This window comes from Pseudomonas sp. HMSC065H01, from assembly GCF_001815235.1.
GTDB lineage: Bacteria > Pseudomonadota > Gammaproteobacteria > Pseudomonadales > Pseudomonadaceae > Pseudomonas > Pseudomonas aeruginosa.
The window spans coordinates 31834-45079 of the sequence record NZ_KV819824.1 but is presented as its reverse complement, the minus strand read 5'-3'; the positions used below and the strand labels follow the sequence as shown (position 1 = coordinate 45079).

Sequence of the window (13246 nt, the reverse complement as noted above, 5' to 3'; positions counted from 1 at the left end):
GATGTCGCTCCTCAGCGATCATTGTTGACGGTGTAGCTGACGCCGACGCCGATGGACTTGGCGAAGGGCAGCAACTGGTTCAGGTAGACGTCGACGCCCTCGATACGGTCGCCGACCATCGACTTGGGCACGAAGACGATGTCGCCACGCTGCATGGCCAGGGGCTTGCGGCCTTCCGGCCCGATCTTCATCAACTGGCTGAAGTCGAGGAAGTAGGCGTGATAGCGGCCTTCCGAGTCCTCGCGCATGAGCGCCACGCGGCGGGCGTCGCCCACCGGCAGGATGCCGCCGGCGCCGAGGATCGCCTGCTCCATGTTGTTGGCGGCGGGGATCGGCACGGCCGACGGGTTGCGCACCGCGCCGCCGACGAACACCGTATTGCCCGGCGCCTGGTTGATGTTCACCGTGACCCGCGGCTCGCGGTAGATCGGCGCGAGCTTGGTGGTCAGCTCGTTGGCGATTTCCTGCGGCGTGCGGTGCGCGGCCTGGATGCGACCGATGAACGGATAGTAGATGCTGCCGTCGTTGAGCACGGTGTACAGCGTCAGTTCATAGATGGTGGCGACGTTGAACGCCGAGAGGGTCGGCATCTCCCCGGCATCGCGGACGATCCGCAGGGTGTCCCCGACGCGCACCCGCTCCATCGCCGGCGGTAGCCTGGCGAGTTCTTCCAGGGCACGCTTGCCGCTGTCCACGGTGTCGCTGTCCGGTGCGGGAATCCGTGCGGGGGTGTTGCATGCGGCCAGGGCGAGCATGGCGAGCATGAGGAGGGTGCGTTTCATGAGGGAGCACTTCCTGTAGGTCATGATGTTCACTTCCAGTAGCCTGGAAACATGCTGATGCGGCGCTTGAGGGCGACCGGCAGGTGGCGTTCCAACTGGCCAAGGCGGTAGCCGAGCAGCTTGAACGCGCTACGCAGCGCTATTTCAGGTACGCGATACAGGGCACCGGCGGCACGCAAGGCCTGTATCTCGGCGAGGACATAGCGCTTGCCCTCGCCACCCGCGCCGCCGAAGGCGGCACGTATCCAACGCTCGCGGCCGTAGAACACGCCGATGTCGAAATAGCGGCGGAACTCTTCCAGCAAGCGGTAATCGTGGGAATGGTAGACCTCGGCGCTGGCCGCGTAGCGCACCGCGTAGCCGGCCTGCAGCAGGCGCGCGGCGACGTAGGCGTCCTCGCTGCCGATGACGTCTTCGGGGAAGCCGCCGACGGCCGCCAGGGCGTCGCTGCGGTAGGCGGAGAACGAGTCGGAACTGAAGCAGGTCTTGATCCCCAGTTCCGAGGCGTCGGCCAGGCGCTTGCTGCGGCTTTCCGGCGGGTAGTTGAAGCGCCGCGCCTGGGCACCGAGCAGGCCGGCGCCGGGGTGCGGCAACTGGCGGCCGTAGGCCACGCCGATGTCGGCCTCGGCATAGAGTTCGTCGAGCAGGTTGGCGAAACTGTCGGGCGAGGCGGGAATGGCGTCCTGGGTCAGGTAGATCAGCGCGTCGGCCTCGACCTGCTGGCTGGCCCAGCGCCGCGTCCCGCCGTGGTTGAAGCTGGCCGGCTCGATGATCTCGACCCGCGCGCCGAAGGCGCGGAAGCGCTCCACCGTGTCGTCGCTGGAGCGGCTGTCCACCACCAGGATGCTGTCCGGCTGCCGCCGTTGCGCGACCAGGGCCGGCAGCAGCCGGTCCAGGTGCGCGCCGGCGTTGCGCGTGGGAATGACCAGGGCGCAGCGCATCAGGCTTTCTTCTCGTCGCTGGCGGGGGCGCGACCGTAGATGTCGTTGAAGCGGACGATGTCGTCCTCGCCGAGGTACTCGCCGCTCTGTACCTCGATCATCACCAGGTCGATGATCCCCGGATTGCTCAGGCGGTGGCTATGCCCGGCGGGGATGAAGGTGGATTCGTTGGTGTTGAGGAGAAACTCGCGCTCGCCGTTCTCCACCAGCGCCATGCCGCTGACCACGATCCAGTGCTCGCTGCGATGGTGGTGCATCTGCAACGACAGCGAAGCCTTGGGGCGCACCACGATGCGCTTGATCTTGAAGCGGCGGCCTTCCTCGAGCACGGTGTAGGTGCCCCAGGGCCGGCTGACCGTGCGGTGCAGGCGGAAGGCGTCGTGGCCGCGACGCTTGAGTTCCTGGGCGACGAACTTGACGTCCTGGCTGCGCGCCGCGTCGGCCACCAGCAGGGCGTCGGGGGTGTCGACGATGATCAGGTCGTGCACGCCGACGGCGCCGACCAGGCGCTTCGGCGAATCGATGTAGCAGTTGCTGACGTCGTGCAGCACGCTTTCGCCGCGTACCTGGTTGCCGTTCTCGTCCGCCGCGCTGAGTTCGCGCAGCGCCTGCCAGGAGCCGATGTCGCTCCAGCCGATGGAGCAGGGCACCACGGCGACCTTGTCCGAGCGCTCCATCAGCGCGTAGTCGACGGAGATGTCCGGCGCCTCGGCGAAGGCCCCGGCGGCCAGCTCGCGCTGGCGGCACTGGCCGTTCTCCAGGCTGCTGCCGTCGGCCAGGGCGGCGTGGGCGGCGATCAGCACCTCCGGCGCGTGGCGCTCCAGTTCCTGCAACACGGTGGCGGCCTGGAAGCAGAACATGCCGGCGTTCCACAGGTACTTGCCGCTGTCCAGGTAGGACTGGGCGGTGGCCTGGTCGGGTTTCTCGACGAAGCGTGCGACCCGGAAGCCGTTGCCCAGCGGGGCGCCCTGTTCGATATAGCCGAAGCCGGTCTCGGCGCGCTCCGGGGTGATGCCGAAGGTCACCAGGTAGCCTTGGGCCGCGAGTCCGCGAGCCTCGGCCACCGCCGCGGCGAAGGCCTGCTCGTCGCGGATCAGGTGGTCGGCGGGAAGGATCAGCAACTGCGCCTGGTCGCCGAAGTGCTCCTGCACATGCAGCGCGGCGGCGGCGATGGCCGGCGCGGTATTGCGTCCCACCGGCTCCAGCAGCAGGTCCTGGGCCAGGCCGCTGCGGTTGACCGCGCGGTAGTCGTCCAGGGTGCGGAACAGCAGGTCGCGGTTGGTCACCGTAAGCAGGCGGGCGACGTCCGGCAGCCCGGCGATACGCAGGAAGGTCTTCTGCAACAGGCTCTGGTCATCGGCCAGGCGCATGAAGGGTTTCGGCATGCTCTCCCGGGAAACCGGCCACAGGCGGGTCCCGGAACCGCCGGAAACGATGCAGGGGATCAGCGGGGCGACGGCGTTCATCAGTAGACTTCCTTGGTCAGGAGTACGGCTGGCACCGTACGGAACAGGATGTAGAGGTCGAACCACACCGACCACTTGGCGATGTATTCGAGGTCGTATTCCACGCGTTTCTTGATCTTGTGCAGGGTGTCGGTCTCACCCCGGTAGCCGTTGATCTGCGCCCAGCCGGTGATGCCGGGCTTGACCCGGTGGCGCGAGCTGTATTCGCTGACCGCCTCCTCGAAGGGAATGCCGGCGGCCTTGGTCGCGGTGGCGTGGGGGCGCGGGCCGACCATCGACATGCTGCCGGCGAGCACGTTGAACAGCTGCGGCAGCTCGTCGATGCTGGTCTTGCGGATGAAGCGGCCGACCCGGGTGATGCGGTCGTCGTCGCGGGTGGTCTGGCGTTCGGCGTTGGCGTCGGTCCTTTCCGTGTACATCGAGCGGAACTTGAAGACCCAGATCAGCCGGTTGTTGTAGCCGTAGCGTTTCTGCCGGAACAGCACAGGCCCCTTGGAGTCGAGCCTGATCGCCAGGGCCACCAGGGCCATCAGCGGGGCGAAGAGGACCAGCGCGATGCTCGCCAGGACCAGGTCCTCGCAGCGCTTGATCAGCGGCGACCAGCCGCGCAGCGGCAGCTCGGACGCGTTGAACATGGGGATCCCGGAGACATCGACGATGCGGTTGTGGGCATGCCGGAAGGCAGCCATGTCCGGCACCAGCAGGACGTTCACCGGCAATTGCCGCAGGCGATGGACGATGGCGCCGATGCGCCCCTCGGCGAACCAGGGCAGGGCGACCAGCACCTGGTCGACCTGTTCCTGGCGGATCAGCTTCTCCAGGTCCTTGGTGTTGCCCAGCAGCGGCAGCGAGTTGTAGTTCTCCGGGACCCGCTCGGAGCGGTCGTCGATGAAGCCGATGATGCCGGAGCGGATGTCGTGGTTGCGTACCAGGTATTCGGCCAGGTGCATGCCGCTCTCGGTGAAGCCGAGGATCACCGTGCGTTGCAGGTACATGCCGCGTTTCATCCAGGCCCGGTACAGGCGCAGCACCAGCAGGCGCTGCACGCCGAACAGCAGCAGGCTGCCGGTGAACCAGAAGATCACCAGCTTGCTGCTGAGGTAGGGAAACAGGCCCAGGCCCTGGTACATGAACAACAGCAGGCAGAACGCCGAGGCCCAGGCGAAGAACATGATGCGGAAGCGCAGGCGGTTGCTGAAGATATCGTCGGAGTAGACGTCCAGTGCCTGGAACATGATCACCGTGAGCGCGCCGAAGAACAGCAGCAGCCCGAGCATGTTGCTGCGCAGCTCCACGGGAACCAGGCCGGGGTAGTACAGCAGGAACAGCGCCGGGGCGATGGCGGTGAGCGCGTGTACCAGTTTGGTCGCGACCAGGAAGTACTCGATGAATCCAGCCCGTGTCAGCGACAGGCTATCTACCGACTTCGAATGCATGTTGTTTGCTCTGCCGATCACGGGCAGTCCATTGAGTGGATAGGGAAGAGCAAGGCGGTGAAGCGTCAATTTAGTGACTATTTTTCATTTGCCACGCGGTTTAGTCATTTTCCCGTCGAATAGGTTCATTCGTCGATAGTGGCTTTGTGATAGCTATCTTAGCATTCCCAGGGAAATATCCGTAGTCTGGGTAAGTTTTTTTAGTCAATTTATTGACGTATTTCTGGCGCCAAACTTTTATCCAAACAGTAGACGAGGAAATCTGACGCTGCCAATCCGCGAGCGCTCTGGCCTGGGAAGCGAAGCGGGGTGAAAGGTGAGGGCAGGCCGCTCGGCCAGGTGGCTAGCCGCCGGTTCGACGACCCGCCTGTCCACTGGTGCTGCGGGCTGGCTGGGCAGGATGCGCCTGCGGTTCCATGACGCAGGTTGGCCGTTCGAGCGTGCCGATCCGGCTTGGGGCCGTCTTGGCGGACGCTACCCTCGTCGAAGGCGGAAGAGGTTCGAGCCCGCGGCGTGCGCGGACCGGGCTACCAGAACCAGCCGCCGCGCGACAGCTCCTGCTGGCAACTGCGGTACTGGGCGCCGAACAGCGAGGCGCGGGACTGGACCTTCTGCGAGACGTTCTTCAGCCATGGCTTGGCGTCGTAGCTGCGGTTGCGGTAGCCGCCCCAGCCCTCGTGGTAGTTCAGGTACTGGCCGTAGGCGTCCCACTTGGAGACGCCGTTGACCCGCTGGCTCTTCTGGATGTACCAGCCCATGAAGTCCAGGGCGTCGGCGAAGTCGTCGCGGCTGGCGCCCCAGCCGCCGGCCTCGCGCTTGTAGTCGGCCCAGGTCTCGTCCTTGGCCTGGGCGTAGCCGTAGGCGGAGCTGACCCGGCCCCAGGGGATGAAACCGAGGAAGTAGTAGCGCGGCGGCAGGGCGTCATGCTTGAAGGAAGATTCCTGGTACATCATCGCCATCGGCACCTGGACCGGCGCGCCCCAGCGCTGCTGCATCTTCAGCGCCGCCTCGTGCCATTTCGGTTTTTCGCGGAAGATCTCGCAGAGGTTGTCGGGATTGGCGGGGGGCTTGGTGGCGCAGCCGGCAAGAGCCAGGAGCAGGGCCGGCATCGAGAGCCGCAGCATGAAAGGGGTCCTTTGGCAGACGTCTGGGTCGCTTAACGCTGGCGCTTTATACCCGCTTTCCGGCACTCCATGCATCCCCAGGCCGATTCCCTGCCTGCGGGGGACGTCGGCGCTTCCTCAGGTCGGCCTGGGCGTCTCGGCCTGGCTGGGGGCTCCCTCCAGGCGCGGCCCCCAGTCCTCGACCTGGCCTTTTTCCAGGCGCCGCTCCAGGGTGCGCCGCCAGGATGGCGTCAGCGGCAGCGCCAGGCACTGGCGCAGCAGCTCGGCGTCGGCCCGCCTGTCGAACAGCACCTCGGACAGGCGCAACAACGACCAGTCCGGATGGCGCCGTTCGACCAGTTGCAGGATATCGCCAGCCGCCACCACGCCTTCCTCCAGCACCCGGTAGTACCAGCCGGTGCGCCCGGACTCCTGCACCCTCAGGGACATCCCGGCGACCTCGAAGCGGTCGTTGAGCTTCCAGCAGGGCATGCGCCCCTGGGACACTTCCAGCAGCGCGGTCCCGGCCCGCACGCGGTCGCCGAGGCAGACGTCGGCTTCGCTCCAGCCGCTGGTGCTGAAGTTCTCGCCGAAGGCGCCCGCCTGCATCAGCAGGGGATGTTCGCCCAGTTCGGCGATCCAGGCGGCGTAGTGTTCGCGCGGATAATGGTGGATCGCCTTCTCGACGCCGCCATGGACGCGCAGGTCGCCCTGTTCGTCGCCTTCCAGGCCGACGGGGGTGACCCTGAGCGCACCGTCGCGCGGAGACTTGGCGATGCCGCTGCGCGAGCCGGGGCGGGTGAAGGGCCGGGCGCGGCCGGTGAGAAGGGCATCCAGGGGTAGGGCAGGCAGGGGCATGGGAGGGTTCTCTAAGATGCAAGATGGTATCGACTAAATACAATATAGAGTCCGCCAAGCCTTCGCCCGCTGTCAAGCCGCCAGACCCTCCGGATGCGTCGATAGCCTCGGCGGGCCGGGGGCATCCAGGCCCCCTAGTTGAGCTGCCGTGGGGTCCCGACAGGAAACCGCAAAGGCGCCGGACGTCGCGATACGACGTCCGGCATCGGCGGCCCTCAGCGCAGCCCGTAGCCCTTGTCGACGATCAACTCCTGGCCGTAGAGCCCGGCGGATTTCGACGACAGCAGGAACATCACCACGTCGACGATTTCCCCGGGGCTGAGGAAGCTGCCGTCGACCAGGCGCTGGTTGATGCTCCGGGTGACAGACTCCGCCTGGGCATCGCTCAGGCCCAGTGACGCCCATATCGGGGTGGCGGTAGGGCCGGGGGAGACGAGGTTGATCCGCACGCCTTTTTCCGCCCATTCCACCGCCAGCGTCCTGGCCTGGGCGATCAGGGCCGCCTTGGAAGCGATGTAGGCGGCGAGCCCGGGGAAGGTCACTTGGCTGAGGAAGGTACCGATGAAGACTACGCTGGCCGGTTTGCTCGTTTGCCGGCTGAGCACGGAAAAGGTGTTCAGCGCCCCGGCGCCGTTGACCCGCCACTGCTGCTCGAACGCCAGGCTGTCCAGGCCGTCGGCGAGCTGGGCGATGCCGGCGTTGGGTACCAGGTAATCGACGGGGCCGATGGACGCGGCACGCGAAGCCAGGGCGTCCAGGTCCCGTTCGCGGGTGACGTCGCCCGCCAGCCAGTGCAGACGCTTGCCGGAGTGGGCGTGCAGGCTTTCCGGCGGTCCTTCGCGCCTTGCCATCGCCAGGACAGTCGCGCCGTGCCCGAGCAACGTTTCGGTCAGTTTCAGGCCGATGCCGGAACTCGCGCCGGTGACGACGGCGAACCGGTCGTTGAATTCACTCATGGGAATCCCTCGTGGGGTGATGGAGATACGGGTCTTCGATAGGGATGGATCAACGCGAGAGCAACGGGGCAGGGATGAGGCGGATGCCTTGTACCTGCACCTGGTCGCCGGCGTCGAACCGGGCGTTGGGAGAGCGGAAGCGTTCGGTCGTGCCGTCCTCGTAGCGAACGGTGTAGGCATTTTCGCTCAGACCGGTTGCCTGCTGGACGGAGGCGCCTCCCAGGGCTCCCAGCGCGGCCCCGGCGATAGCGCCCAGGGGACCGCCGAGGGCCGCGCCGACCATGACGCCAACCACGCCGCCGGCGCCGTAGCCGACCGTTCGGTCCCTATCTGCGGAAATCACTTCGGCGGAGTGGGCGAGGGGAGTCGTGGTTGCCAGGGCCAGTGCGATGAGGGGGAGCATGTGTTTCATGGGAAATCCTGAATGGGAAGGAGTCGCCATTGGCTTTCCATTTCCCATGCCAGGTTTTTTATTGATGTAGATCAATGATTTGAAGGTTTATGAGTCATATTGACACGATCTTTTTGCGGTCGTAATGACCCGCATGTAGTCGGTTTGACTCTGCGCCGATGACAGTTTCGGGCGCTTCGGAACGGCCTCGTCGATGACGCTCAACGATCGGGGCGAGCGGGGCATTCGACCGCTTGAGCAGGCCCGCACGATCGGGCAAGGACTCCCGAGGAATAGGCAATGACGAGGAGGGGAGGATGCCCAATAGTGACCGCGAACGAATGTCGGCGGCTGCGCTGCGGTTGTCGAAATGCCAGACAGGAATAATGACGCTTTGAAACTTCCCTCGATACGGCGAGCCGCCATCGGCGGACATCACGATTCCCCGCAATTGCGCCAGGGGCGTTTCCACAATCTCAGCCCCAGGCCGGCGGACATGCCGGCACCCGGTGCCCGGGTGCTCTGGAACGCGCTTTTCAACAAGCCGAGAAGCACCGTCCCGCGGCAGCCTTTACCCGTGCTCAGCCCGAGCCGTGCCGAGCTCGATGCGACCGTCGATGGCAGTCTGTTCCGCCTGGGTCATTCGACCTTGCTGCTGAAACTGGCCGGTAGCTGGTGGTTGACCGACCCGGTATTTTCCGAGCGCGCCTCGCCGTTGCCGTTCGCCGGGCCGAAGCGTTTCCATGCGCCGCCGGTGGCATTGGCGGATCTCCCGCCGATCCGTGGGGTAATTCTTTCCCACGATCACTACGACCACCTGGACCGCGCCGCGATCAAGGCCCTGGTCCCGCTCGTCGAACTGTTCCTGGCGCCGCTCGGCGTAGGCGACCGCCTGCTGGCCTGGGGCGTACCGCCAGGCAAGGTGCGCCAACTGGACTGGTGGCAAGGTATCGAGGCTGGCGGTTTGCGCCTGACTGCCACGCCGGCACAGCACTTCTCAGGCCGTGGGCTACATGATGGGAACCGTACGCTGTGGTGTTCCTGGGTGATCGAAAGCGCCGAACTGAAGCTGTTCTTCAGCGGAGACAGCGGTTACTTCGATGGTTTCGCCGAAATCGGCCGCCGCTACGGACCGTTCGATCTGACCATGCTGGAAACCGGCGCCTACAACGAACATTGGCCGTACGTGCACATGCACCCGCAGCAGACCCTCCAGGCTCACCGGGATCTTGGCGGGCGCTGGCTGCTGCCGATCCACAACGGCACCTTCGACCTGGCCATGCATGCCTGGTACGAGCCGTTCGAACGGATACTCGAACTGGCCACCGAACACGGCGTGCGGGTTTCCACGCCGATGATGGGCGAGCGGATCGACCTGCAAGCACCGCATGCCGGCCGACGCTGGTGGCGCGAAGTGGTCGACAGCGAAACGCAGGTGCAGGGTTACGGCTGTTGCAGAAGCTAGGTCGGCGAGCGATCGCACGAGGGCTCCAGACGGAAGCCGCCATGGAGTCGCTTCGAAATGCGTGATGCTGCCTGCCCTAGGTCCTGTGAACCTGTAGATTCGCATAATGTATATTATGTTAAACGATAGGCCATGTTGAGAATGTTCATGAGAAGCCTCCGCTCCGGGCTGCTCAGAATGTTTTTTCAGCTACGCTTCGTTTCTGTGTCATGGACAGAGCGTAATCATGCCAAAGCTGATAGTTGCCATCTGGTCGGTCAATACGAAAAATCATGCGGCTACGCCAGACGCAAGGTTTGCAAGCCTGACTGTTGCAATACAGAGTGCCTGGACTACGATGATGACCCTTGCGGATGGGGAAACGGTATCTTATCTAGGGGCTCAGCCACACGCGATAACACCACAAAGCGTCAGCGTTCATACAGCAAGAAATAAAAGCGTCAATTACCTGTTCATTGCCCCTGAATACCTGTTTACAGCAAACAAGGACATTCCTAGCCATTTCATGACGGAAACGCAATTTGAACTAATCAGGGCGCAGCTTGTATTCCTCAGTCTTCGCTTTCCAAACCTGATGATAATTCCAGGTAGTGCTGGATGGTTCAAAACGAGGATGCGCTCAGCCGTGAAGATATTCCGTAAGTCACTTGCACAGCCGCAACGTGAGCGCGGCCCGGAAGCGTCCCGCGACATGAATAAATACCTGGAGCGATACCAGCGCTCGATCGATACGCCGCTCGACTACCGCGGGGTCGTACCCGACCGGCATTTATCTTCCTACACAAATCAATATAAGGATCTTAAATATGGACAGACATACGATCTCGAGCAGGCTTCACCAAAGAGCGGCCAGCATGCGGCAGGATTGAAAATAGCCAAGAACACATGTTTGGTGCTCAAGAGCGCGACGATCATTCATCGTTACGACAAAATCTTCGAGGCTCAGGATAGTACCGATACCGATATGTCGAAAGCCGATAGGCAGGAGCCTTTTCTATTCATGCCAGGCGAAGCCAGCCCGATTTTCGAGTCCGCTGGAATAAAATACGGCGTCGAATTGTGTGTAGATCATAATTTTGCTGCCTTGCAGGTGTGGTGCAAGAAAATATGCCACCCTCCTTCGCCGGTAGATATTCAAATCCTCATGTCTGCAAGCACAGGGCTCGAGAGTTCAAATATCGCGGCCACGCAATTCGTTCTCCATGCAGATTGCCATGGTGCCAGCGTCATAAAGGCAAACGGGGAAGACGTCTCGCCTGCACGATCTGCCGCAGAGGATCTCCCCGTCTATGTCCTGGAGTGGTAGTTTGCAAGCGAGGTTTCAGGCTGCTCAATTAAGGATCAGGTTCTGCCAGTCTCACTGACTGAGCTGATGCGCGAGTTTCATGACTTGATCCTTTCAGATTGGGACGTGAACCTCTTAGACATTATTTATGCCCACGAATCGGATCCGACGGACGTTTTTGCGACGATAGAGCGCATTCACAGTGGGCGGGAGACCGCCCTCAAGAGCTTTGGCGGCACTGACCTGCCCCCCGATTTCAGTACCATGTCAAACTTAGTAGAGTCCGTTTTCCGAGCAGGAGACGGCAGTGAAAAAGCGTTTTACCGAAGAGCAGATTCTCGACTTCCTCAAGCAGGCGGAGGCCGGTGTGCCGGTGAAGGAACTGTGTCGCCGACACGGCTTCAGTGATGCCTCGTTCTACACCTGGCGGGCCAAGTTTGGCGGTATGACCGTGGCGGACGCCAAACGGTTGAAGGATGACGATGACGGCGCTGCTGCAGCAAGCGCCGTCCTGCATTGAATATTCAAAAAGTGCTCTGGCGGGACTCATCTTTCTATTTGAAGATGAAACCAGCAGGCAACCATAGCAGAAGGACGACGGATGTCACCTAGCCCCTCCCCCGACGAGCGTCGGCTTGTATTCGAAGCGCGCCGACTGACCATTGAAGCACTGGTGAAAATCTATCTTGAGCAGGTTTCTTCCTCAAGGAACCTGGTGACGGTCTACCTTCGCCTCATGTTCACGTTGTCACTCGGTGCCCTCGCCGGCGTGATAACTCTATATGGGACCATGCTTCGCTTTGGCACTTCGGCCAGTATCAGCATGATTACTCCCCTGGAGGTGGTTCTTGCTATCGCAGCGCTTGCGGCCCTGGTCACTTCGGCTCTGCTTTCCGCGCGTGCGCTCCAGAAAAGTGCATTCGATGTCGCTCCGCTCTTGCATAACCCATTTCCAAGCGCGGACTCGGTGATCGATTCAATATTCGATGCAGACGATATCGATGAGCGGCAAATACTCAGAAAGCTTTATTTCGCCCTGGACAAGACTGTCGAGCATCAGCCTCCTCTCAGGCTCAGCACTCGTCTGATCACCCTCTTCCTTATTGGCGGTCTTTTCCTGACCGGGGCATCCTTTTTACTGTGAAGAGCGCGTTCGGTCTTTATGGTTATTTATCATCATCGATCAGGGGAGTACTCCAGATCACCAGTTCAAGGGCCGCGGCGATCTGAATGCGATGATCGGCAAGCCGGACGGGCAACAGGTCCTGGGCACGCTCCAGCCGGCGCAGCAATGTGTTGCGATGCGTGCCCAGCGCTTCTGCGGTCTGGGTGACATTGCAGCCATTGGCCAGGAAGGCGTGCAGCGAGCGCTGAAGCACCGAAGGCTCCGTCGCCAGCCGCCCCAGGGTGCTCAAGACGAACTGCCTGGCCGCGCGGTCGTCCTGGGTCATCAGCGACACCATCCTCACCTGGTCGATGGTGGCAACGGCGGGTGCGCCCGCCAGGCGGCCCATCAGCCTTTGCGTCGTCAGTGCCTCCAGATGCGAGCGACGGAAGCCATTGACTCCCGTGCCCGGCGAGCCGATTGCCGCGCGAATCCCTGAAAACCGCAGTGCGATGCCTTGCAGCAGGTTCAGGTCCAGCGGTTTCGCCGCATGGCTCCAGACCCACAGGGTCGCGGGGCCGGCGAATACGATCAACGGCGCCGCCGTGCCCGTGAGTTGCGCCAGGGTACGCGCCACATCCTCCAGAAGGCGGATCTCGGCGTCCGGGCTTTCGCACCAGACCAGGCCGGCGTAGTGCTTCTGGAAAAGGCTGTAGCCCAGCCGCCTGCCGAATTGCTCCGTATCCACATCCCTGCCCTCGAGCAGCCGACTGACCAGGCTTCGTTTGTCGATCGGGTCGTCATGGGCCTGGGCGCTCTTTTCTTCGAGGATGATCTGGGTCACCACACGCATGTTGCTGTCGATGAACTCCGAGATGGACCGCGACGAGACCTCCAGGAATTCCTCAAGCACCCTGGGATCCTGCGTCAGGTTGAAGGCCATCTTCATCCATAGCTCCCAGGCGGTGTTCTGTGTCGACCTCGCGACATTCATCAGCAGCTCGGACAGCCCTCTGCGGGCGAGTTCCCTGGCCGTGTCCACCATGTCGGCCGAGACGTAGGGTTGCACCGGTTCTCCGGGGCGCTGCAGATTGGCGTTCGCCCAATGCAGCAACTCTGCGCGGTTGGCGCGCCGGCACGCCGCGAGGATGACCGGGTCCTCCAGCAGCTTGGCATCTTCCGGTGAAGAGAACAGCGCCTGATTGAGGCGCTCGACCCACTCCGGCGGCAGCGTCTGAGCGAGCTCGGCGCCTTTGCGCATGAGTTCACGAACGGCTTCCGATGGGCGTGGCCAGGAGGATGGCGTACTGGTCATGGGCGGTGCAAATCACTCAAAAATCACAGAGGAAATGGTGCAGTTCGTACCTTGGCGCAAGGTTGGGGGAAACCTAGCATGAACTCACTGCCTGAACAAAAAATACAAGGAGGCGCCGTGACGCTCCATGTTCTTTTTTTGGG

The 13246-nt window shown here is 62.9% G+C and carries 13 protein-coding genes and 1 pseudogene; 4 read left to right on the top strand and 10 right to left on the bottom strand.

The genetic code is table 11. The features are described 5' to 3' along the window. Nucleotides 1-11: 11 nt before the first annotated feature. From HMPREF3014_RS00605 to HMPREF3014_RS34580, 9 genes are all read right to left on the bottom strand, one after another. Nucleotides 12-782: a polysaccharide biosynthesis/export family protein gene (locus HMPREF3014_RS00605; RefSeq protein ID WP_003089227.1), complete on the bottom strand. Its 771-nt coding sequence runs from the start codon at nucleotides 780-782 to the stop codon at nucleotides 12-14. Between the two features lie 29 nt (nucleotides 783-811). Then, nucleotides 812-1723, bottom strand: coding sequence for a glycosyltransferase family 2 protein (locus HMPREF3014_RS00600; RefSeq protein ID WP_023087518.1), 912 nt, complete (start codon nucleotides 1721-1723; stop codon nucleotides 812-814). Next, a complete protein-coding gene (locus HMPREF3014_RS00595; RefSeq protein ID WP_023087519.1) occupies nucleotides 1723-3189 on the bottom strand; it encodes a mannose-1-phosphate guanylyltransferase/mannose-6-phosphate isomerase in 1467 nt (488 codons plus the stop codon). The genes HMPREF3014_RS00600 and HMPREF3014_RS00595 overlap by 1 nt, the downstream gene beginning before the upstream one ends. After that, the gene (locus HMPREF3014_RS00590) at nucleotides 3189-4625 is read right to left on the bottom strand and encodes an undecaprenyl-phosphate glucose phosphotransferase (RefSeq protein ID WP_003111160.1); all 1437 of its coding nucleotides are present in this window, start codon (nucleotides 4623-4625) and stop codon (nucleotides 3189-3191) included. The genes HMPREF3014_RS00595 and HMPREF3014_RS00590 overlap by 1 nt, the downstream gene beginning before the upstream one ends. A 527-nt stretch (nucleotides 4626-5152) precedes the next feature. Continuing rightward, nucleotides 5153-5749: a transglycosylase SLT domain-containing protein gene (locus tag HMPREF3014_RS00585; RefSeq protein WP_003089218.1), complete on the bottom strand. Its 597-nt coding sequence runs from the start codon at nucleotides 5747-5749 to the stop codon at nucleotides 5153-5155. A 117-nt stretch (nucleotides 5750-5866) separates the two neighbouring features. Continuing rightward, nucleotides 5867-6586 carry an MOSC domain-containing protein gene (locus HMPREF3014_RS00580; protein WP_004343550.1) on the bottom strand — a complete coding sequence of 240 codons (720 nt, stop codon included), beginning with the start codon at nucleotides 6584-6586 and terminating at the stop codon, nucleotides 5867-5869. 215 nt (nucleotides 6587-6801) lie between these two features. Further along, nucleotides 6802-7542 (bottom strand): SDR family NAD(P)-dependent oxidoreductase, encoded by a 741-nt coding sequence (locus HMPREF3014_RS00575; protein ID WP_003117250.1) that lies wholly within the window; start codon nucleotides 7540-7542, stop codon nucleotides 6802-6804. 49 nt (nucleotides 7543-7591) lie between these two features. Further along, on the bottom strand, nucleotides 7592-7954 hold the full coding sequence (locus HMPREF3014_RS00570; protein ID WP_023087520.1) for a hypothetical protein: 363 nt from the start codon (nucleotides 7952-7954) through the stop codon (nucleotides 7592-7594). Nucleotides 7955-8048: 94 nt separating this feature from the next. Continuing rightward, nucleotides 8049-8369, bottom strand: a complete 321-nt coding sequence (locus tag HMPREF3014_RS34580; RefSeq protein WP_132707032.1) for a hypothetical protein — start codon at nucleotides 8367-8369, stop codon at nucleotides 8049-8051. On the opposite strand from HMPREF3014_RS34580, the gene HMPREF3014_RS00565 reads away from it, so the two are divergent. The 4 genes and pseudogenes from HMPREF3014_RS00565 to HMPREF3014_RS00550 all read left to right on the top strand — a co-directional run bounded on the left by HMPREF3014_RS00565 (nucleotide 8304) and on the right by HMPREF3014_RS00550 (nucleotide 11827). Further along, entirely contained in the window at nucleotides 8304-9398 is a 1095-nt protein-coding gene (locus tag HMPREF3014_RS00565; RefSeq protein WP_004343548.1) for an MBL fold metallo-hydrolase, read from the top strand. The genes HMPREF3014_RS34580 and HMPREF3014_RS00565 overlap by 66 nt on opposite strands. A 226-nt stretch (nucleotides 9399-9624) precedes the next feature. Further along, nucleotides 9625-10704, top strand: coding sequence for a carbon-nitrogen hydrolase family protein (locus HMPREF3014_RS34295; protein WP_023086258.1), 1080 nt, complete (start codon nucleotides 9625-9627; stop codon nucleotides 10702-10704). 286 nt (nucleotides 10705-10990) lie between these two features. Next, nucleotides 10991-11161 (top strand): annotated as a pseudogene (locus tag HMPREF3014_RS00555) (transposase); the annotation flags it as partial. 123 nt (nucleotides 11162-11284) lie between these two features. Next, complete coding sequence (locus HMPREF3014_RS00550) at nucleotides 11285-11827, top strand: hypothetical protein (protein WP_003122765.1); 543 nt, start codon at nucleotides 11285-11287, stop codon at nucleotides 11825-11827. 22 nt (nucleotides 11828-11849) lie between these two features. Here HMPREF3014_RS00550 and HMPREF3014_RS00545 read toward each other — a convergent pair whose 3' ends face one another. Beyond that, the gene (locus HMPREF3014_RS00545; protein WP_003160255.1) at nucleotides 11850-13049 is read right to left on the bottom strand and encodes a PucR family transcriptional regulator; all 1200 of its coding nucleotides are present in this window, start codon (nucleotides 13047-13049) and stop codon (nucleotides 11850-11852) included. Nucleotides 13050-13246: the final 197 nt, after the last annotated feature.